An 18,835-nucleotide genomic window follows, 5' to 3' on the forward strand; every position below is an offset into this window, starting at 1 on the left:
ACAAGGAGACAATCATGCAAATGCGTGACAACGGTCTGGGCTTTTCGCCCATCACGATCGCGCTGCACTGGGTCGTCGCAGCGCTGCTGCTGTCGATCGCCGGATGCGGCATCGCGCTCATGTTCACCGCGGACGACGCGCAACGACTGAGTCTCGTGCGTACGCAGAATCTGCTGGGGGCCGTGCTGTTCGTCGTGTCGAGCTACCGGCTCTGGGCGCGGCTTTCTTCGTATCATCCGCTGCCCGTGGGCACGCCGAACCCCGTCGAAGTGATCGTCAGCCGCTCCGTTGCCGTAGGCCTCGCGCTCGCCATGGTGCTGCTGCCGGTTGCCGTATGGCTTTCCCGAGCGGCAGCCGGTGTCGCCGTCGAGTTGCCGTGGGGATTGGCGATCCCCACGCTCATCGAGCCCAGCGTAGCGGTGCAACGGGTCGTGGATATTCTCTTCGATATCGGGGCGACGGCGTTTCTGCTGGGCTTTTCGTTGCATCTGTTCGGAGCACTGAAGAATCATTTCGCTCTGGGAAATGACGCCCTCAAGCGGATGCTTGGCAAACACGTGGAGCTTTGAGCGATGAGCGAATTCAAATCGGTATCGGTATTCGGCGGGAACGCGGTCACGCGACTGTGCGGTGTCCGCTATCCCGTCTTCCTCGGCGGCATGGCGGCGATCTCCGGCCCGAAGCTCGTTGCCGCGGTGGCGAATGCCGGCGGCATGGGGACGCTTGGCGGGCTGCGTTTGCCGCCGCTCGCGCTGCGCAAGTGGATACGGGAAACGCGGGAGCAGACGGACAGGCCCTTCGGCGTGAATCTCGTGCCGAAGTTTGGCGGCCCGACCGTGTTCGAAGCGCAGTTCCAGGTCGTATTGCAGGAGCGGCCGCGCATGCTCTCGTTGTTCTACGCCGAAGACTATGCGGCGGACATGATCCCTCGTGCCAAGGATGCAGGCATGATCGTCATGGTTCAGGTGGGGTCTGTTGCGCTCGCCCGGCACGCGATCCGGAACGGCGCGGATATCGTCGTCGCACAGGGCAGCGAAAGCGGCGGCCACCTCAACCGGGGGACGATCGGCGTCATGTCGCTGTTGCCCGCGATCTGCGAGGTCGCGCAGGGGCGTCCCGTGCTGGCGGCTGGGGGCATCACGACGCGCGATGATGTCCGGGCTGCGATGCTGCTTGGCGCGTCAGGGGTGCTCGTGGGCACCGCGTTCGTTGCGACCGACGAATCGAATGCGCACCCGCTATACAAGCAAAAGATCGTCGAGGCCAGCGTGGACGACATCGAATATCGCACCGGGTATTCGTTCGGCTGGCCGTACGGCACGCCCCATTGTGTGATTCCCAATCGCGACAAATGGAACCTGCTGCGCTTCGTTGGCGGCGGTGCACGCATGATCGACAAACCGCGCATGGCGCAGAAGCTTTCGCTCTATGCGGGGCAGGGCGTAAGCAAGATCGACAGCGTGGTGCCGGCGGCCGAGCGCGTGGCGGAACTGGTGGCGGGTCTGCCGCCGTCGACGGTTGCGGCGAATGCCCAGGCGATGCTCGATGGCCTGGCATACGGCGCAAGCCGTGCATTGCCGCAAGTGGAGTCGGCCGAGTGCCGCGCCGCATTCTGACCCTGGTGCGTTCGACGGCGGTGCTCAGGCCGCTGCCGTCGAACGCCGCGTGCTCTTGCGATTCGGCGTATTCGTGCGCTTCGCTTTCGTGTCGTCACTGGAAAGCGCGAGCTGGTCGCGCGCGAGCGCGACAAACGCGCTCAATGCCGGTGTCGCGAGCGTGTCGTTGCGGCGGATGAAGACCGTCTTGACGGTGGCGAACTCGCGCGGCAGCGCGTGAAGGGCGATCGCCTGGCGCGCTGCATAGTTTTGCGCAACGGCCTTTGGCAACAACGTCACGCCCATGCCTGCGGCCACGCATGAGAGGATGCCGTCGAGCGTGCCCAGTTCGAGCACCTGGTTGGGCACGAGCCCGACCTGATAGAACCAGTGTTCGAGCGTGGAGCGATAGAAGCAGCCCGTGCGGAAGACCAGCACCGTCTGCTGCGGCATGACGTGAATGAGTTCGCCGAGCGAGGCGAACTCGCAACTGCTCACGAGGACGAGCTCCTCCTGGAAGACCTCGTCTTGCGCAAGTACCGGATTCTGGTGCAGACCGCCGACGAATGCGCCGTCGAGGCGATGGCTTTCGACGGCCTTGATCAGTTCGGCGGTCGTGCCGGTGAGCAGTGACAAGTGGACCTGAGGATACTTCTCGCGGTATCTGGCCAGCACCTGGGGCAGGCGTATCGCAGCGGTCGTCTCCATCGAGCCGAGCCTCAGCGTGCCTGCCGGCGTTGCGGTATCGAGCAGCGCGTTGCGGCTCTCTTCAGTGAGCTGGAGGATGCGCTGGGCGTAGCCCAGAAACGTTTGCCCGGCCGAAGTGAGGACCACGCCGCTCTTCTGCCGGATAAACAGTGGCTGACCGAGTTCGGCTTCGAGTTCCTTGACGCGCATCGTGACGTTGGACTGCACGGTGTGCACTTTCTCGGCCGCCGCTGTGAAGCTGCCGTGCTCCGCCACCGCACAGAAAATCTTCAGCTGACGCATCTCCATGGCGAATTCCAGGAATCACAATTAATGATGGATTTCATCACTTTCCATCACTTTACTGGATTGAACGGCGCGAGCACAGTGTCGTAAACGCGAACGGGGGGATGCACGTGGAGATGGTGTCGAGTACGAACATCGAGTGCCTGTTCGCCGGCGGGATGGGTTATCTGGACCACGAAGGGCAGCGCAGCGGCATTTTCAAACGGCCCATGGCCGGACCGGCTCGCGTGGAAGTGCACGGGATTGTCGGCGACGAGCATGGCGATCCGCGCATCCACGGCGGCCCGGAAAAGGCCGTTCATCACTACGCGGCTGAGAATTACGTCCGCATCGCGGAGGCATTCGCGGAGTGCGTCGCGGCCCTGGTGCCCGGCAGTCTCGGCGAGAACATCTCGGCTCGGGGGCTGTCCGAACGCAACGTGCACATCGGCGATATCTACGAGGTCGGCGGCGCCATACTGCAGGTCTCGCAACCGCGCAGCCCGTGCTGGAAGATTAATCATCGCTTCGGCGTCGAGCGCATGTCGATGCATATCGCCGAGGGGCGAATCACCGGGTGGTATTACCGTGTCCTGCGCCCCGGCATGATTGCGCCAGGCGACGCTGTCACGCTCGTCGACCGGCAAACGGAGCGCTTCTCCATCGACGAGTTCTGGAAGGTGCAGTTGTCGCATCGTCCGTCCATCGATGCGCTGGTCGAGTTGATCGCCGTTCCGGGCCTTGCGCCTGACTGGAAGCGGCGCCTGGGTGAACGGGAAAAGTGGCTGCGTGCGCGCCGGTGATGGGGACAACTAAGGCTGTTGAAACTCTTCGGTATTAGAGCAGGCTCCGGCGGGCGTTCCGTCCGTAAATTGACTAATCGGTACGATTGGCAAACTGCGCCTAAAGTCTGTCGAACCCGGTCAAGGAGGATCCGAGACTGGTCGACATGCTCCGATGCGAGATGTGTTTGAGGTAGGCGTTGACGCCCTCTGGTGTGCGCGCACGCGCCAGGGCATCGGCACAGATGTGGCAGGCGCCGCACCGGCGGCGCCCACCACGTCAATAGAAGACTGCGAATCCTGTGTGTCGCCTTATTTCAGGAGGCGTTTCCTGCATTTCCGGCTCGTTACTTCTGCTTCAGTCTGGCCGGCGTCCTGCTCCCGGCGCCTTGGCAGTTTTCGGTTCTGCGTCCAACGCTCAGTTTGTTCCTGATTTTGCCTCGCGGGTATTCCGCCCCTAGCGCTTTGACCGTTGCCCTGTCTGCGCCTCGTAACCGGTCGATGGGGTGAAACTCATGCGCAAAGGTCCCACAAAGCTTTGCCACCATAAGAAGGATGGAGACTGCGACTGCCGCGATTGTCTTTGCATTCAACCACGTTTTAACCCTGCTTTTCTTTCCCGCCTTCCTGGTGTGCTTATCCGCTTTCTTCCAGTTCTTGAGAATCTTTCTGATCTTTCGCTCTTTCATTTCTGGCTCCGAAGAGACACCCGGAGCCAACTGAGCTTTTAGTACATACCTTAAGAGTCGATCTTTTATTTGCTGCAACTGCCACTGAAGACCTCCTTGCTCAGCTTGCACGACGCCGGAAATTGGACGCCGGTTGGGTTGATGGGATTTGTGGTATTGCAGCAAGAACTACCGGAATTTGCGCGGTAGAAACCTGTCCGCTACCACATCCTAAAAGTAGCACGGTTTGGTTTGCGAATCGGGTGTTTTCGGCGCGATCGGCGCTCGACGTATCGTCGATAAGCCCGTCCGTTTCGGGCAACTCGACGCGGCTACCTTGGCGGTCTTGAGTCCTGCAAATAGCCAACAGTAGTCCGGCCGACTCAATTGCTTCGCGACAGACTCAATTGTTTCGCATCACGTCGGTGATTCGTTCGGGCGTACTTTCCACGTCACTGGAGATGTGAAGGTTATCTTTGCAGTTTACCTTCACATCACCTAGAATGCGGGGATGACCGAACGCGCCCAAACTCCCCCTCCCGACCTTGCCGCGGCACTTGCCGGCGACCTGCGCGCACTGGTCGGGCAGTTGCGCCGCCGTTTTCGCGAGCAGGCGATCCTCGGCGACTTCACGCCTTCCCAGATGGCCGTGCTGCAGCGACTCGAGCGCGAGGGGCCGTCCACGGTGTCGAGCCTCGCGCGCGCGGAGGGCATGCGCCCGCAGTCCATGGGGGCGCTCATCGCGCCGCTCGAGGCGGCGGGCCATATCAGCGGCGCACCCGACCCGAACGACGGGCGCCAAACGCTCTGGTCGCTCACTCAAGCCTTTCGCGAGTGGCTCAAGGAAGGGCGGGCGGCGCGCCAGGACTGGCTCTCGCGCAGGATCGACACGCGCCTTTCGGCCGCCGAGCAACAGCAGCTAGCCGCGGCAGTCGAACTGCTGAAGCGGCTCGTGGCCGACTAAGGCGAGGCGGTCACATGGGCGCTCCAGCATTCGGATTCTTTCGTTCGCTCAGGACTTACAACTATCGCGTGTGGTCCGCTGGCGCGCTCGTCTCGAACGTCGGCACGTGGATGCAGCGCACGGCGCAAGACTGGCTCGTGCTCACCGGGCTCACGCATCACAGCGCAGCGGCGGTCGGTATCGTGATGGGCTTGCAGTTCGGCCCTCAAATGCTGTTCATGCCCTGGTCGGGCTTCGCCGCCGACCACTTCGACCAGCGCAAGCTGCTCATGGTCACGCAGGCGCTGCTCGGCACGCTGGCCATTGCACTGGGCGTGCTCACGGCAACTGGGCTCGTACAGCTTTGGCACGTGTACGTGTTCGCGTTCCTGTTCGGCTGCACGACGGCATTCGATGCCCCGGTGCGGCAAACCTTCGTCTCGGAGCTGGTGGGCGACGCCGATCTCTCCAACGCCGTCGCGCTCAATTCCACCTCGTTCAACGCCGCGCGCATGATCGGCCCGGCCGTGGCGGGAATCGTCATTGCGTCGGTGGGCGTGGGCTGGGCCTTCCTGCTCAACGGTCTGTCGTTCGTGGCCGTGCTGATCTCGCTCACGCGTCTGCGCGTGGACGAACTGCGTTCGGCAAGACGTACGCAACCCGCGAAGGGCGGGATTGCCGCGGGGTTCCACTACGTGTGGGCGCGTCCGGACCTGCGGGCCATTCTCGTCATGCTGTTTTTGATCGGCACCTTCGGGCTGAATTTTCCGATCTTCATCTCGACGATGGCCGTGAACGTCTTTCACGCCGACGCGGGACGCTATGGACTCCTGTCTTCGATGATGGCGGTGGGCACCATGAGCGGCGCCTTCTTCGGAGCGGGGCGCAGCCATCCGCGTTTCATCTCGCTGCTGTTCGCAGCGGCGGCGTTCGGAGTGGGTTGCGTGCTGGCTTCTGTTGCGCCGGGCTACTGGTGGTTCGGCGGCGCGCTCGTGATGATCGGCATCGCGGCGCTCACGTTCACCACCGAAACCAACAGCCTCATGCAGCTTTCCACCGAGCCCGGCATGCGCGGCCGCATGCTGGCGATTCGGCTGGCCGTGGCGCTGGGCGGCACGCCCATCGGTGCGCCGATCGTGGGGTGGGTCGCCGACCACTGGGGGCCGCGCTGGGCCTTGCTGGTCGGCGCGGCTTCAGGCTTCGCGGCGGCGATCGTCGCGGCCCGCACGCTCGCGCGGCGGGCCCACGAGAAGCCATAGCGCGCCGCACGGTTACCCACAAGCACGCGCAATCACGCACTATCAGGCGGGCTTCAACTCCACGCGCTTGATGTCCTTCACGATCACGAGATAGCTGATCACCGTAACGATCGCGTTGATGCCGACAAAGGCGAGCGCGCCGTTGAACGAGCCGGTTTCCGCCACGAGATAGCCGATCACGATCGGCGTGACGATGCCGGCCACATTGCCGAACATGTTGAAGATCGAGCCCGAGAGGCCGATGGCTTCGCGCGGTGCGGTATCGGCGATCACGGCCCAGCCGAGCGCGCCCAGACCCTTGCCGAAGAACGCGAGCGACATGAGCGCGACCACGATCCAGTCGCTGTTCACATAGTTGCAGCCGACGATGCACGACGAGAGCACCATGCCGCCGACGATCGGCACCTTGCGCGCCATGGTGAGCGAGCGGCCCGAGCGGACCAGGGCGTCCGAAGCCACGCCGCCCAGCACCCCGCCCAGGAAGCCGCAGATCGCCGGCAGCGAAGCAATGAGCCCAGCCTTCAGGATGGTCATGTGGCGCGCCTGCACGAGGTAGATCGGGAACCACGTGAGGAAGAAGTACGTGAGCACGTTGATGCAGTACTGCGCGAGATAGACGCCCAGCAGCAGGCGGTTGCCGAGCAGCTGGCGGATGACCGCCCAGTTCGCGCCCTTGCGTTCCTTGCGCTCGCCGCGCGCTGCGCGTTGATGCCCGTTCACGATGCCGCCGCCCGCCTCGATGTATTCGAGTTCCTGCTGGTTCACGCCCGGATGATCGGCCGGATTCTTCATGAAGCGGATCCACGCGAAGGCGAGCACGAGGCCGCCCACGCCCATCACGATATAAACGTGATGCCAGCCATACGCATGCGTGAGCCACGCCATGAGCGGCGTGAACACGACGGCTGCGAAATACTGCGCCGAATTGAAAATCGCCGACGCCGTGCCGCGCTCTTTCGCCGGGAACCAGCTCGCCACGACTTTCGCGTTGGCGGGGAAGGCGGGCGCTTCGGCCGCGCCCATCGCGAAGCGCAGCGCGAAAAGGCCCGCAATCGCTGCGCCCGCGCTGCCGAGCAGGCCAATCGAGCTTTGCAGCAGCGTGAAGAGCGACCACAGGAAGATGCTGCCCGCGTACACTCTGCGCGCGCCGAAGCGGTCGAGCACCCAACCCGCGGGCACCTGCGCGAGCACATAGGCCCAGCTGAACGCCGAGAAGATGTAGCCCATGTGGATGGCGTCGAGCCCGAACTCGGTTCGCATGGCCGAACCCGTGACCGAGAGCGTGGCGCGGTCAGCGTAATTGAGCGTGGTGATGATGAAGATCAGCGAGAGGATCAGGTAGCGCACCCTGGTGCGCCTGGCGACATCGGACTGCGTGGCGGTGCGGCTCAACGACATGGGGATCGACCTCTCTCGTGCGCGAGAGGCAGGCCGCTGCGCTCACGCCGCGGCCTGCCTCTGCTGTCTCCGGACGGCGCGCCTCGTGCACGCCGCATCTACTTACGCAAGAACGCGCCTGACTCGCGTCAAGCGCGTTCTGTTTGTGGACCTGATTCGCTGCTTGTTCAGTCAGTTGTCAGAAAGTTGTTTGACATCGTGACTAGTTGTCTGAGCTAATCGTACAACGCCCGGGAAGCCGATGCAACCGGACCGTATGCCTCTTGAGTCGGCCTCAGGGTAAACTCGAATTTCAGGATAGTCGCGCGATTATGGATGATGCGGCCAAGTTGTTGGACAACATGGCGATTGGCCCCTCAAGACTCCGGCATTTGAGCCGTAAAGAAGAACACCATGGAAACCGGGGATTGAAGCAACATGCGCAACACGACGGTACGAGCCAGCCTCCTTGCAGTGCTGGTGATCTTTGGCGTGATGATCCTGATTGGCGGCTTCGCGGGCGTGTTCTCGCTCAGGGAGTCGAACGCCAGCGCCCAACGCCTGCATGAAATCGCGCGTCAGACCATTCTGGTCAACGACGCCTACAAGGACACCACACGCACGCGTTCGGCGCTCGTGCGCGGCTACAGCGCGCTCAAGGAACGCAACGACACGGCGACGCGCGACTCCGCGCTGAAGAGCGCGGCCCACAGCTTCGAGCTTTCGACGAGCGAGACGCAGGCCTTCGCCAATGCGCCGGCTTTCGACGGCATGGACGCGGACCTCAAGCGGCAGTTGCTCGAGTCGGCGGCGCAACTCTCGAACACGCTCACGCGCGCCACCGACGCGCTGCGCAACGGCGACACGGCCGCGTACGTGGCAGTGAACGACACCGACATCACCGCCGCGGGCGCAGCCTATTCGGTGAACGTGGAGAAGTTCCAGAAGCTCGCCAACGCGCTCGCCGAGGCGACGCTCGACGACGGCAACGCGCGCTATGGATGGATCGTCACGCTCGTGGGCGTGGGCGTGGCCATCGCGCTGGCGCTCGTCGTCGTCACGCATTTTGCTTTGCAGCGTATCGTGTCGCGCCCGCTGGCCGACGCCGCGGCGGTGCTCGATCGCATTGCCTCGAATGATCTCACCGTGCGCGTGCCCGAAGCAGGCCGCAACGAAATCGGCGTGCTGTTCGCGGCCATGCGACGGATGCAGGCGGGGCTCTCGCACACCGTGGCCGGCGTGCGCGACAGTTGTGACGCAATTCACACGGCCGCGCGCGAGATTGCGGCGGGCAATCTCGATCTGTCGAGCCGCACGGAAGAACAGTCCGCCTCGCTCGAAGAAACGGCCGCGAGTATGGAAGAACTCACCTCCACGGTGAAGCAGAACTCCGTGAACGCATCCGAGGCCAGCACGCTCGCCACGGGCGCGGCCGAACTCGCGCAGCGCGGCGGCGACGTGGTGGGACGCGCCGTGCAGACCATGCAGGACATCAGCGCCAGCTCGCAGAAGATTGCCGAGATCACGAGCATGATCGACAGCATCGCGTTCCAGACCAATATTCTTGCGCTCAACGCCGCCGTGGAATCGGCGCGCGCGGGCGAGCAGGGACGCGGCTTCGCCGTGGTCGCGGGCGAAGTGCGCACGCTCGCGCAGCGCAGTGCAGGCGCCGCGCGCGAGATCAAGGAGCTGATTGGCGCTTCGATGGAGGACGTGCGCAACGGCAACGCGCTCGTCGCGCAGGCAGGCGAGGCGATGAGCGAGATCGTCAACTCGGTACGCAACGTCGCCACCATCATGGCCGAGATCACGACGGCCACCGCCGAGCAGAGCACGGGCATTCAGCAGGTGGGCATGGCCGTGAGTCAGATGGATCAGGTCACGCAGCAGAACGCCGCGCTCGTCGAGCAGGCCGCTGCCGCCGCAAGCGCGCTCGAGCATCAGGCGCAATCGATGAAGGAAGCAGTTTCGGTGTTTCGCGTCGGCGCGCTTGGGTGAAGATGGATATGCGCAAGACCAATCAATAGAACTAACAAACCAGAAAGGACGACATGAAGAAGAAGGCAATCTTGCGCAGCGTGGTGGGTGCCGCTTTGGGCCTCGCGGCATCGGCGGCCGTGCATGCGGCTAGCTACGTGTACGTGTCGAACGCCGACAGCCAGGACATTTCGGTGTTTCGCCTCGATGCGCAAAACGGCGCGCTGGCCGCGGTCGAGACCGTGCCTGTGGGCGGCACGGTGATGCCGATGGCGTTCTCGCCCGATCATCACCATTTGTACGCGGCGCTGCGCTCGAAGCCGTATCGCGTGGTGAGCTTCGCCGTGAATCCGCTCGACGGCCGTCTCGTCGAACTCGGCCGCGCGCCGCTCGCCGAGAGCATGGCCTATGTCTCCACCGATGGCACGGGGCGCTATCTGCTTTCCGCTTCGTACGGCGGCAATTTGCTGGCGGTGAACCCCATCGGCGAAAACGGTGTGGTGGGCGACGTGCAGCAAACCGTGAAGACGGGCCCGATGGCGCACATCATTCGCACCTCGCCGGACAACTGCTATGCGTTCGCGTCGGTGCTCGGCGCCGACGCCTGGCTGCGCCTGAAATTCGACGCCTCGACGGGCGCGCTCACCGAAGACGCGAAGCCCGCGTACTCGCTGCCCAAGAATTCCGGCCCGCGCCACTTCCAGTTTTCGCCGGACCAGCGCTTCGTATATCTGATCGACGAACTCGACGGCAAGCTGCACGTGCTCGCCTTCAACGCGGCGAACAATACAGTCAAGCCGATCCAGACGATCTCGATCCTGCCCGCCGGTTTCTACGGCGACAAGCCGTGGGGCGCCGATGTCCACCTCACGCCCGATGGCCGCCACCTGTACATCTCGGAGCGCACGTCGAGCACGCTGGGTGCGTACCGCGTGAACCAGCAAACGGGCAAGCTCACGCGCATCGGCACGTACGCCACCGAGAAGCAGCCGCGCGGCTTCAATATCGATCCGTCGGGCCAGTATCTGCTTGCCGTGGGCCAACTCTCGCCCACGCTGAGCGCGTACCGCATCGATGTGAAGAGCGGTGCGCTGCATGAGCTTGGCAAGTACCCGGTGGGCAAGGGTGCGAACTGGGTCGAAGTGGTGGATTTCGACGGTTCGAACGACTAAGCAATAAGGTGCGACTTCGGTCGCCTTACTCCTGGCGGCTCTCAGCCGCGAAGCGCATTGCCTTCACGTTGCGCGGCTCGGCTCGCGCTTCATCGAGACCTTCGATCGAGCGCAGCCGCGCGGGCGCCGAGAACACGATGATCGCGAGCTGAAGGGCGAATCCGCACGCCGCGCCTACGAGGCAGCTCGTCATGCCAAGGCGCGTGCTCAGGAACGCGCCGAGCAGGGCGCCGAGCGGACGCGCGCCGAACGTCGCCATCATGATGACCGACGAGACGCGCGCGATCAGATCGCGAGGCGTAACGACCTGGCGCAACGCCGTGGTCGAGATGGTCCAGACAATCGGCCCGAAGCCGAACAAAAAGAAAGCCAGGAACACGGTGGCGCGCGAATGCGTGAGGGCGGTGCTCGCCATCAACAGGGAGGCAAGCGCGGCGCTCGTCGGGCCGAGCAGGATTTGCCGTCCGAACACCAGGCGCTTTGCGATGATCTTGTAGAGAAACGCGCCGCCCACCATCCCGAAGCCATACACGCCGAGTGCAACGCCTACTGCCGATGGCGCGAACGCGAGCCGGTGTATCGCGTACCACGCGAACACGGCAAGCAGCAGATACCACGACGTGTTGAAGACGAAGGCCGTCGCCACGATGGGCCGCAGATGCGTGCTGCGAGCGATGAACTGCACGCCGTCGAAGAGTTCGTGTGCGAGCGCGCGACGCGAACGTGGACGCGGCGCCTCGGCGGGCAGCCGTGCGAGACACCATGCGCTGGCGAGTGACAGGACGAACGCTGCGAGAAACGCGAACACGCCCGACGCCCAGCCCGCAAAAATGCCGCCCACGGAAGGCCCCGCCGTATAGGCGATGCTGCGTGCGATTTCGAGCCGCCGGTTGGCGGCGAGCAGGTCGCCCGTTTCGACCATGGCTGCGACGAGCGAGGGCGCGGTTACGCTGAATACCACCGTGCCGGTCGCGATGGCGAAGCCCAGCGTGCCGAGCGTATAGAGCGAAAGCATGCGCGCATGGAACAACGCGAACAGGACGAAGAGGGCGGCGGCGCGCAGCAGTTCGGTTGCGATCATGAGCGGCCTGCGCCTGCTGCGATCGGCGATGAGACCGGCGGGCAGCGAGAGTAGCAGGAACGGCAGGGTATTGATGGCCTGGAGCGACGCGCTTTGCTGCGCCGTAGCGCCCAATGCCACCACGGCGACGATCGGGATGACCGCAATGGCCATCTGCTCGCTCAATTGCGCCGCGAGACTCGCGTGCGAGAGATTGACGACGACACGCTGTGGCGTCGCGCTACCGGTTGTGATGCCCATTATCGATGTCCCGAAGATCGATCCGGCGTGGGCCGGATGCGGTGGTTTGAGCTTCGGGATCGAGTCTACGCAGGGCGCCTGGGTGGAGATATCCGGATCTTGTGGTGATATTCGATGCGCCGGGCGAACGCAGGTCAGTCCGCCTCGATACGATCGGCGTCGCGCGAATCTTTGCGCACCGGCGCATGCGTTGCCGATTCGCCGCGCGACGCATCGACATCGCGAACCGCACGACTACCCGCAAAGCACACCGCGAGCGTCGCGAGCACCAGCACCCCGAGCGCGAGCTGCAGCCCCATCAGCCCCGCACCGAAGCCGATGATCGGCGGCCCTACGAGAAAGCCCGCATACCCCGCAGTGGCCGCCATCGACACGCCGGTCACGGGCGGATCGGTCGTACGCCCGGCCGCGCTGAAGATCACCGGCACCACGTTGGCGAGCCCAATGCCGACGCAGATGAACCCTGCCACTGCTGTGGCGAGCGCCGGCGCAGCGAGCACGGCGGCAAGGCCCGCAGCCGAAAGCAGGCCGCCCAGCGCGACTACGCGCACCGCGCCCAGCCGCCGTACGAACGCGTCGCCCACCACGCGGCAGGCCGCCATCGCGAACGCGAACGACGTATAGCCGATGCCCGCGCTATCCGCATGAGCGGGCAAGGCGGTGCGCAGGTACACGGCGCTCCAGTCGGCAATGGCGCCCTCGGTCATCATGCACAGGAACGCGAGCGCGGCGAGCTTGACGACGCCCGCCTGCGGCAGCGCGAAGCCGCCGCCCGACGCAGCCTCCGGGCGCGTGCCTACGTCGCGCAGCGAGAACAGCGCCGCGCCGACGATCAGCACGGCGATGGGAATGGCGGGCAGCGCAAGCCCGCTCAGCACACCGAATCCTGCTTTCTGCAGCACCGTGCCAACGGCCGCGCCCGCCAGACCGCCCGCGCTCCAGGCCGCGTGAAACGACGACATGATGGGCGCATGCCAGATTTTTTCGATTGCGCTGGCATGGCCGTTCATGGAAACGTCGAGCGCGCCATTGAGCGCGCCGAGCAGCAGCAACGCGGCGCACAGCAGCGCCGCGTTGGGCGCGAGCGCAGGCAAGGGAAACGCGGCGACGAACAGCACGCCGAGCAGGGCGGTCGCGCGGCCACCGCCGAACTTCGGCGCGAGACGCCCCGCAAGCGGCATGGCGACGATGGCGCCGAGCGCGAAGGCAAACAGAGCGACGCCAAGCAGGGAGTCGCCAAGGAGCAGCTTGTCCTTCACACGCGGCACCTCGACGGCCCACGCGCCAATGCCGAAGCCGTTCGCCAGAAAGACCGCCGTGGTGGCGTAGCGTTCGCGCAGGGGCCTCATCGCGCCACCGTCACGTCGCCGCATGCGGCTTTCAGCTGTTTCAGATGGAGCTTCGGCACATCAGCATCGACGACCAGATAGTCGAGCGAGGCGCACGGCGCGATGACGAAGGGCGCGGATGTCATGAGCTTTTCCGTGGTGACTGCTGCCGCGATCTGGCCGCTTGCCGCGACCATCGCGCGCTTCATTTCGGCATCCTCTGCATCGAAGGCCGCGATGCCTTCGGACGGATCGAGCGCGCACGCGCCGAGAAAGCAGAGATCGGCCTTGATCTGCTGAATCTGCAAGAGCGCCGTCGCACCCAGCGCGCCCGCGGCCTGTGCGCTCACACGCCCGCCGATCAGAATGACTTCGATGCCCGGGCGCTCGAGCAGGCGCACGCAAGCCTGGGGCGAAGTGGTGACGACCGTGAGGCCGGCGTTCTCGGGCAGGGCCGCAGCGATCTCGACGTTCGTGGAGCCCGCGTCGAGCAGGATTACCTGGTTCGGCTTGACGAGTGCGGCGGCGGCGCGCGCAAGGCGCGCCTTGGCGGGCAGTTGCTCGCGCATGCGCACGGAGGCGGGTTTGTTGGCGGGCGAGATGAGCAGCGCTCCGCCATACACGCGCTTGCAATGCCCCGCTTCGGCGAGGTCGCGCAAATGGCGCCGGATCGTGTGCTCCGAGGTGTCGAACTGCGCGGCGAGTTCGGTGGCCAGCACGCGGCCCTCGGCGCGCAGTGTTTCGAGGATCAGGCGCTCGCGCTCGTCGGGGAGCAGGCCTTCACTGGCCTCCAGCCGTGTTCGTTGCATGGGTTTCGGTTCCCGCTTGCTCGTTGGCTTGCTCGTCAAATCGAGCAAAAACGAGCATAAAGTATCGTAAACGGGAAATGGATGCAACCGACAGCGGAGTGTGCGGCGCGCATCGCTTCACGCACCCGATCAAGGGGGTGGTCGGCAGGATATATATCTCGGGCTCGGCGCAACGCGGAAAACCACGCCAGAGTGGGGCGCTATGGCTTCGTGCTCTATCGCTTTCTTTTATTCTTCATCCGCGCTGTAGACGCTGAGGCCTTCTATCGGGTCCATCGGGGCATCCCAGGGTCTTGCGTCGATCGCGCGCATGGCGGCTTCGTAGCCCGCGCGCCGGCGCGCGGCAATGCCGGACGGCGTGAAGTCGATATCCTTCAACTGGTCGTCGCCGTCGAGTCGTGGCGCCGCGAGCTTGATGAGCCGCATGGTGGTCTCGCAGCCCCATGCCGCCAGCTCCTTCACATCGAGTGCGTCGCGCTCGTCAGCGGGCACGCGCTTCGCCAGTTCGCGGATAACGTGGCGCAAGCGGTGGATCTGCTGCTGACGCGCGATATGGCTTTCCGTGCGGCTCGCGTATTGAATGTCCTTTTGCCGTTCTGCGATCTGCCAGATGCTTTGCGGTTCGGGGCCCGCTGGATTCCACACCTGCACCGAGAAGATCACCGAGCTGTGGCGCGGCTTGTCGTCCAGCACGACCTCGACCGGCGTGTTGGAGTAGATGCCGCCGTCCCAGTACGGCTCGCCGTCGATGCGCACCGCCGGGAACGCGGGCGGCAGTGCGCCCGAGCTCATGACGTGTTCGACATTCAGGCGCTGGTCGCGCGAATCGAAATAGCGCATCGCGCCCGTGCGGGCGTTTACCGCGCCCACGGTAAGGCGCGGGTGCCCGGCGTTCAGCAATTCGAAGTCGACCAGGGAAACGAGCGTGTCGCGCAGCGGGGCGATCCTGTAATAAGACGCGCGATCGACGCCGAGATGTGCGAGCGGACCGAACCACGATACCGGGTTGGGCTGAAAGAACCCGGCAATGCCGCCGCCGATGATCATCAGCTTTGCAAACGTCTTGTCCCAGCCGGGCGCGAAGCCAGGCCACGTTGCTGCCACGTCGAGGCGGGTGCGGTCCGTGACGCGATGCCAGAATTCGTCCAGACGCTCGAAGCGGTGCTCGGGAGCGTTTCCGACGATCAATGCAGCGTTGATGGCGCCAATGGAAGTGCCGATCACCCAGTCGACATGGATGCCGGCTTCGTGCATCGCCTCATACACGCCGAGTTGATAGGCGCCCAATGCGCCGCCACCCTGCAACACGAGTACGACTTGCCCTGGCAATGCCAGGCTTGCCGGCTGCTTCGCTGTCATCGATCGCCTCGCTGTTTTGCTCGACCGACGCGCGTTTTCGTGACCTGCATTCTTCATACGCGTCGCCGTTTTCTCCGCACCATTGTAGTGGCGTTCGGAAAAGACGAGCGTTGCGTGGCAACGGCCCAACCGGCCGCCGTCCCTCAACCTGCCGAGGCGATTTGCCCTTCGAACGTCACGCAGTTGCGGCCGCCGCGCTTGGCGGTGTACAACGCGGAATCGGCGAGTCCGTATGCCGTGTCGAAATCGGTGCCGGCCGGATTGTCGCTGACACCGAAACTGGCGGTAATGGCGCGACACACCGGCGCCGGGAACGCGTGATTCGCAATGGCTTCGCGCATACGCTCGGCGAGTTGCAAGGCATCGGCGATGTCGAAGCCCGGCAAGACGACCGTGAACTCTTCGCCGCCCACGCGTCCGATGATGCCGGTCTCGCCGAGAATGCGGCGCAGGCAGTTCACGATGCCCGAGATCACGCTGTCGCCGGCCGGGTGCCCGAAGTCGTCGTTGACCTTCTTGAAGTCGTCGATGTCGAGCAGGATCATCACCGCCCGATTCGCGCGCAGCGCCTTCACCGTGCGTTCGATCACGGCGCTGCGATTGAGCACGCCGGTCAGCGCGTCGTGCGTCGCGCGATATTGCAGTTGCTGCGTGAGCGCCTGCATTTCGCGCTCGGCGCGATCGCTGCGCCCGATCAGGCGGCGCGTTTCGCGCATCAGGCGCTCGTAGTGATGGATCAGCTCGATGAGCGCCTCGCGATGACTGTGCGCGTACGCCTCCGGAGCCTCGGCAATCATCCGGGCCCGCTCCAGCGCCTCGCTTTCGCTGCGGAACAGGTCGAGGTAGTGATCCTTCATTGCGTCCCGCAAGCCAGTCGTTTCCACGCGCGTCGTCCTCAAAGCATCCTCACGTTGCAACCGGGCAATCATTGAACTTGATTGCGGTGAAGTCGGTTTGCAGTTCCTCGCCGAATTCGAGGATCGTTTCGTCTTCTTCGTCGCGGTACCAGTTCACCTGCACCTGGTTGCCCGCCGCCGCGGCGCGATCCAGGGCGTCGAACACGCTGAACAGCATTTTCGTGCTCGAGCTGTTGAAGTAGGTGAGCGTGACCTCGACCGTGATCGCGGCGTTTTCGCAATCCTTGAGCCAGAGATTGAGCCGCTCGATGATCGGCGCATAAAACGCGGCGGCATTCTCGGGATACGATTCGCCTCGCAGTGACAGCACGTTTTCGTCGAAGCGGAAGTCGATTTCCGGTGACGTTGCCGTGGCGGCGATAAAAAGGTTTTCCATTTTGTACGCGTGCCCTGGTCAGATGATGGTCTTGAGGCAAAACAGTGTGGTGCCCGTATCGTCTTCGCGTGGATGAAAAGCGAATTCGAGCGGCGCACTGGCGTCGCGCGCCATCGTCAGAAAACCCAGTCCCGCGCCTTTGCTATCGGCAGGCGTGTCGGCGCGCAGCGACATCTTGTAGGCCTGCCTGATTTCTTCGATCGACATGTTGCGCAGCGGCTCCAGCTTCTTGCGCAAGTCGTCCACGGCCGCCGTGGCGATGGGATTCACGCATACCATGAGGTGGCGCTCGCCTTCGGCGGAAATGCACATCGCGCCTTCGCGTATTGCGCCGCCCTGGCCTTGATCTTCCGATAGCGCCTCGCACGAGTAGTGCACGATATTGTGCGAAAGCTCGATGAACGAGGAGAAGATCTTTCTGCGCGTGGACGAGCTCAGTCCCGCCACTTCCAGTTGCAGCTTGACGACCTCGCTCATCGCCGCGACGATGCTGTGCGAGAAATAGCCTTTGTGATAGAAGAGCAAATTGCGCTTCTGTGCGATTTCGAAGAAGCAGCAGTTTTGATCCAGAATTCCAGACATATTGGTGAACTACCTCAAACTCGTGCGAAGAAAAGCGTGACATCGTCACGGCGCGCTTGCGAGCCTTGCCATTCGGCAAAGGTTTCGAGCAGGCGTGCGCAGATGAAAGAAGAAGCGCTCTCGCGCTCAGCGAGAATCCGGTCGAGCGTCCGGCGTTTGCCGAACGCGATCTTGCGCGGGCCGCCAATCTGATCGGTCAGACCATCGGTGGAAACGAACAGCAGGCTGCCGTGCGGTAGGGCGACGGCGTGCTGGGTCCACGTGTAATCGGCGAGGCTGTCGACATAGCCCACGCCCATGCGGTCGCCGGCTATGCTTTCGAACTGTTGAGCGTCCGCACGCAAGACATGCAGCGCGACGCGCGCACCTGCAAAGTGGAGCACCTGGCTGGCGGCGTCGAACCAGAAGAACGCGGCGTCCAGGCCGTCGTTGGACTGCGGGGCGTCGCCCGCGCCGTTGATTTGACCGAGCAGGCCCTTCACATTGCGATTGACGGCTGCCAGCAGCGCGGAGGGGTTGCGCGGGCCGATCTGCTCGAGGGCCTGCGAGAGCGACGCCGAGGCGAGCAAGGTCATGAACGCACCGGGCACGCCGTGTCCCGTGCAATCGGCCACCGCGCCGAACCAGCCGTCGGCGAACGCAGCGAAATGGTAGAAGTCGCCGCCCACCACGTCGCGCGGTTCCCAGACGAGCGCGGCATCGGGCAACATGGTCGCAAGCGTCTCGCGCGAGGCGCGCAGCATGGCTTGCTGGATCACGCTCGCATACTCAATGCTCTGCATGATCTGCCGATTCTTTTCCGCCTGCATCTCCGCGACGATGGACAGCAGGCGCAAGCCGTTGCCCACGCCAGCGAAGCGGCCTTCGCGCGTCACGATGAAACCGTCGACCAGCGCCTTTTCGCCGACTTCAACGGTTTTGAACGTGAGGGCCTCGATGCTCATGGCCGCGTCGACGATCAATGGTTCCTTGTCCATGAACGCGATGCAGCTCTTCTTGTCGTATAGCTCGCGATGAAACGGCTTGCTCATTTGCGACATGAAAATATCGCGGTTGATGAGCCCGATGGGGCGATCGTTTTCGGTCACCGCGAGACTGGCCATGTCGCGCCTCGAATAGAAAATCTCCATGACGAGAGAATTCGAATCCGAAGCGTCGATGGCGGGCACTTCCAGAGCCAGATCTCCGGCGCTGCGCGGGCCTACGGGAAGACCCGGACGACGAAACTGCGCGAGCGCGGGGTGCATGACTATCCATTCCGATTAATATGGAGAATCAGCACGCTAATGGCTATTTATGACATTCTCGTTACATGGACGAGAGTAAGCGCCTAAGTTGGCTTGTTTAATACACCATAATGATCGGCGAGTGCCACGCTAACGTTTGCGCGTTTTTTTT

At 63.9% G+C, this 18,835-nt stretch carries 17 protein-coding genes; 7 read left to right on the forward strand and 10 right to left on the reverse strand.

From position 1 onward, the window contains the following. The first annotated feature begins 14 nt into the window (after positions 1-14). Together AB3X98_RS19105 and AB3X98_RS19110 are read left to right on the forward strand one after the other, a co-directional pair. A complete protein-coding gene (locus tag AB3X98_RS19105; protein ID WP_368602547.1) occupies positions 15-569 on the forward strand; it encodes a cytochrome b in 555 nt (184 codons plus the stop codon). Positions 570-572: 3 nt separating this feature from the next. Beyond that, positions 573-1,616 carry an NAD(P)H-dependent flavin oxidoreductase gene (locus AB3X98_RS19110; protein WP_368602548.1) on the forward strand — a complete coding sequence of 348 codons (1,044 nt, stop codon included), beginning with the start codon at positions 573-575 and terminating at the stop codon, positions 1,614-1,616. A gap of 24 nt (positions 1,617-1,640) precedes the next feature. Here AB3X98_RS19110 and AB3X98_RS19115 read toward each other — a convergent pair whose 3' ends face one another. Next, positions 1,641-2,591 (reverse strand): LysR family transcriptional regulator, encoded by a 951-nt coding sequence (locus tag AB3X98_RS19115; protein ID WP_069263602.1) that lies wholly within the window; start codon positions 2,589-2,591, stop codon positions 1,641-1,643. A gap of 101 nt (positions 2,592-2,692) precedes the next feature. On the opposite strand from AB3X98_RS19115, the gene AB3X98_RS19120 reads away from it, so the two are divergent. The 3 genes from AB3X98_RS19120 to AB3X98_RS19130 all read left to right on the forward strand — a co-directional run bounded on the left by AB3X98_RS19120 (position 2,693) and on the right by AB3X98_RS19130 (position 6,219). Then, positions 2,693-3,370 carry an MOSC domain-containing protein gene (locus AB3X98_RS19120; RefSeq protein ID WP_368602549.1) on the forward strand — a complete coding sequence of 226 codons (678 nt, stop codon included), beginning with the start codon at positions 2,693-2,695 and terminating at the stop codon, positions 3,368-3,370. 1,158 nt (positions 3,371-4,528) lie between these two features. Continuing rightward, positions 4,529-4,981 carry a MarR family winged helix-turn-helix transcriptional regulator gene (locus tag AB3X98_RS19125; protein WP_368602550.1) on the forward strand — a complete coding sequence of 151 codons (453 nt, stop codon included), beginning with the start codon at positions 4,529-4,531 and terminating at the stop codon, positions 4,979-4,981. A 14-nt stretch (positions 4,982-4,995) separates the two neighbouring features. Then, positions 4,996-6,219, forward strand: a complete 1,224-nt coding sequence (locus AB3X98_RS19130; RefSeq protein WP_368602551.1) for an MFS transporter — start codon at positions 4,996-4,998, stop codon at positions 6,217-6,219. A gap of 42 nt (positions 6,220-6,261) precedes the next feature. On the opposite strand, the gene AB3X98_RS19135 is transcribed toward AB3X98_RS19130, so the two are convergent. Beyond that, complete coding sequence (locus AB3X98_RS19135; RefSeq protein WP_368602552.1) at positions 6,262-7,617, reverse strand: MFS transporter; 1,356 nt, start codon at positions 7,615-7,617, stop codon at positions 6,262-6,264. Between the two features lie 417 nt (positions 7,618-8,034). Between AB3X98_RS19135 and AB3X98_RS19140 the strand changes: the two genes are divergently transcribed. Together AB3X98_RS19140 and AB3X98_RS19145 are read left to right on the forward strand one after the other, a co-directional pair. Then, positions 8,035-9,594 carry a methyl-accepting chemotaxis protein gene (locus tag AB3X98_RS19140; protein WP_368602553.1) on the forward strand — a complete coding sequence of 520 codons (1,560 nt, stop codon included), beginning with the start codon at positions 8,035-8,037 and terminating at the stop codon, positions 9,592-9,594. A 53-nt stretch (positions 9,595-9,647) separates the two neighbouring features. After that, positions 9,648-10,745 (forward strand): lactonase family protein, encoded by a 1,098-nt coding sequence (locus AB3X98_RS19145; protein ID WP_368602554.1) that lies wholly within the window; start codon positions 9,648-9,650, stop codon positions 10,743-10,745. Between the two features lie 25 nt (positions 10,746-10,770). On the opposite strand, the gene AB3X98_RS19150 is transcribed toward AB3X98_RS19145, so the two are convergent. From AB3X98_RS19150 to AB3X98_RS19185, 8 genes are all read right to left on the reverse strand, one after another. Next, positions 10,771-12,066: an MFS transporter gene (locus AB3X98_RS19150; RefSeq protein ID WP_069263616.1), complete on the reverse strand. Its 1,296-nt coding sequence runs from the start codon at positions 12,064-12,066 to the stop codon at positions 10,771-10,773. 134 nt (positions 12,067-12,200) lie between these two features. Continuing rightward, entirely contained in the window at positions 12,201-13,439 is a 1,239-nt protein-coding gene (locus AB3X98_RS19155; RefSeq protein ID WP_368610298.1) for an MFS transporter, read from the reverse strand. Next, on the reverse strand, positions 13,412-14,203 hold the full coding sequence (locus AB3X98_RS19160) for a DeoR/GlpR family DNA-binding transcription regulator (protein WP_368602556.1): 792 nt from the start codon (positions 14,201-14,203) through the stop codon (positions 13,412-13,414). The genes AB3X98_RS19155 and AB3X98_RS19160 overlap by 28 nt, the downstream gene beginning before the upstream one ends. Positions 14,204-14,431: 228 nt before the next feature. Beyond that, positions 14,432-15,562, reverse strand: coding sequence for a patatin-like phospholipase family protein (locus AB3X98_RS19165; RefSeq protein ID WP_342948903.1), 1,131 nt, complete (start codon positions 15,560-15,562; stop codon positions 14,432-14,434). A 143-nt stretch (positions 15,563-15,705) separates the two neighbouring features. Beyond that, positions 15,706-16,419: a GGDEF domain-containing protein gene (locus AB3X98_RS19170; RefSeq protein ID WP_368602602.1), complete on the reverse strand. Its 714-nt coding sequence runs from the start codon at positions 16,417-16,419 to the stop codon at positions 15,706-15,708. Between the two features lie 49 nt (positions 16,420-16,468). After that, complete coding sequence (locus AB3X98_RS19175; protein ID WP_342921995.1) at positions 16,469-16,855, reverse strand: DUF1987 domain-containing protein; 387 nt, start codon at positions 16,853-16,855, stop codon at positions 16,469-16,471. An 18-nt stretch (positions 16,856-16,873) separates the two neighbouring features. Next, positions 16,874-17,437 (reverse strand): SiaB family protein kinase, encoded by a 564-nt coding sequence (locus tag AB3X98_RS19180; RefSeq protein ID WP_368602557.1) that lies wholly within the window; start codon positions 17,435-17,437, stop codon positions 16,874-16,876. Between the two features lie 14 nt (positions 17,438-17,451). After that, a complete protein-coding gene (locus AB3X98_RS19185; RefSeq protein ID WP_368602558.1) occupies positions 17,452-18,684 on the reverse strand; it encodes a SpoIIE family protein phosphatase in 1,233 nt (410 codons plus the stop codon). Positions 18,685-18,835: the final 151 nt, after the last annotated feature.

The sequence above is a fragment of the Paraburkholderia sp. BR14312 genome, from assembly GCF_040948675.1.
Lineage (GTDB): Bacteria > Pseudomonadota > Gammaproteobacteria > Burkholderiales > Burkholderiaceae > Paraburkholderia > Paraburkholderia nodosa_A.

Excerpts from the sequence above, each read along its gene's own strand:
- AB3X98_RS19105 (WP_368602547.1), top strand. The coding sequence starts at position 15 with ATGCAAATGCGTGACAACGGTCTGGGCTTTTCGCCCATCACGATCGCG.
- AB3X98_RS19110 (WP_368602548.1), top strand. The coding sequence starts at position 573 with ATGAGCGAATTCAAATCGGTATCGGTATTCGGCGGGAACGCGGTCACG.
- AB3X98_RS19115 (WP_069263602.1), bottom strand. The coding sequence starts at position 2,591 with ATGGAGATGCGTCAGCTGAAGATTTTCTGTGCGGTGGCGGAGCACGGC.
- AB3X98_RS19120 (WP_368602549.1), top strand. The coding sequence starts at position 2,693 with ATGCACGTGGAGATGGTGTCGAGTACGAACATCGAGTGCCTGTTCGCC.
- AB3X98_RS19125 (WP_368602550.1), top strand. The coding sequence starts at position 4,529 with ATGACCGAACGCGCCCAAACTCCCCCTCCCGACCTTGCCGCGGCACTT.
- AB3X98_RS19130 (WP_368602551.1), top strand. The coding sequence starts at position 4,996 with ATGGGCGCTCCAGCATTCGGATTCTTTCGTTCGCTCAGGACTTACAAC.
- AB3X98_RS19135 (WP_368602552.1), bottom strand. The coding sequence starts at position 7,617 with ATGTCGTTGAGCCGCACCGCCACGCAGTCCGATGTCGCCAGGCGCACC.
- AB3X98_RS19140 (WP_368602553.1), top strand. The coding sequence starts at position 8,035 with ATGCGCAACACGACGGTACGAGCCAGCCTCCTTGCAGTGCTGGTGATC.
- AB3X98_RS19145 (WP_368602554.1), top strand. The coding sequence starts at position 9,648 with ATGAAGAAGAAGGCAATCTTGCGCAGCGTGGTGGGTGCCGCTTTGGGC.
- AB3X98_RS19150 (WP_069263616.1), bottom strand. The coding sequence starts at position 12,066 with ATGGGCATCACAACCGGTAGCGCGACGCCACAGCGTGTCGTCGTCAAT.
- AB3X98_RS19155 (WP_368610298.1), bottom strand. The coding sequence starts at position 13,439 with ATGCGGCGACGTGACGGTGGCGCGATGAGGCCCCTGCGCGAACGCTAC.
- AB3X98_RS19160 (WP_368602556.1), bottom strand. The coding sequence starts at position 14,203 with ATGCAACGAACACGGCTGGAGGCCAGTGAAGGCCTGCTCCCCGACGAG.
- AB3X98_RS19165 (WP_342948903.1), bottom strand. The coding sequence starts at position 15,562 with ATGACAGCGAAGCAGCCGGCAAGCCTGGCATTGCCAGGGCAAGTCGTA.
- AB3X98_RS19170 (WP_368602602.1), bottom strand. The coding sequence starts at position 16,419 with ATGAAGGATCACTACCTCGACCTGTTCCGCAGCGAAAGCGAGGCGCTG.
- AB3X98_RS19175 (WP_342921995.1), bottom strand. The coding sequence starts at position 16,855 with ATGGAAAACCTTTTTATCGCCGCCACGGCAACGTCACCGGAAATCGAC.
- AB3X98_RS19180 (WP_368602557.1), bottom strand. The coding sequence starts at position 17,437 with ATGTCTGGAATTCTGGATCAAAACTGCTGCTTCTTCGAAATCGCACAG.
- AB3X98_RS19185 (WP_368602558.1), bottom strand. The coding sequence starts at position 18,684 with ATGCACCCCGCGCTCGCGCAGTTTCGTCGTCCGGGTCTTCCCGTAGGC.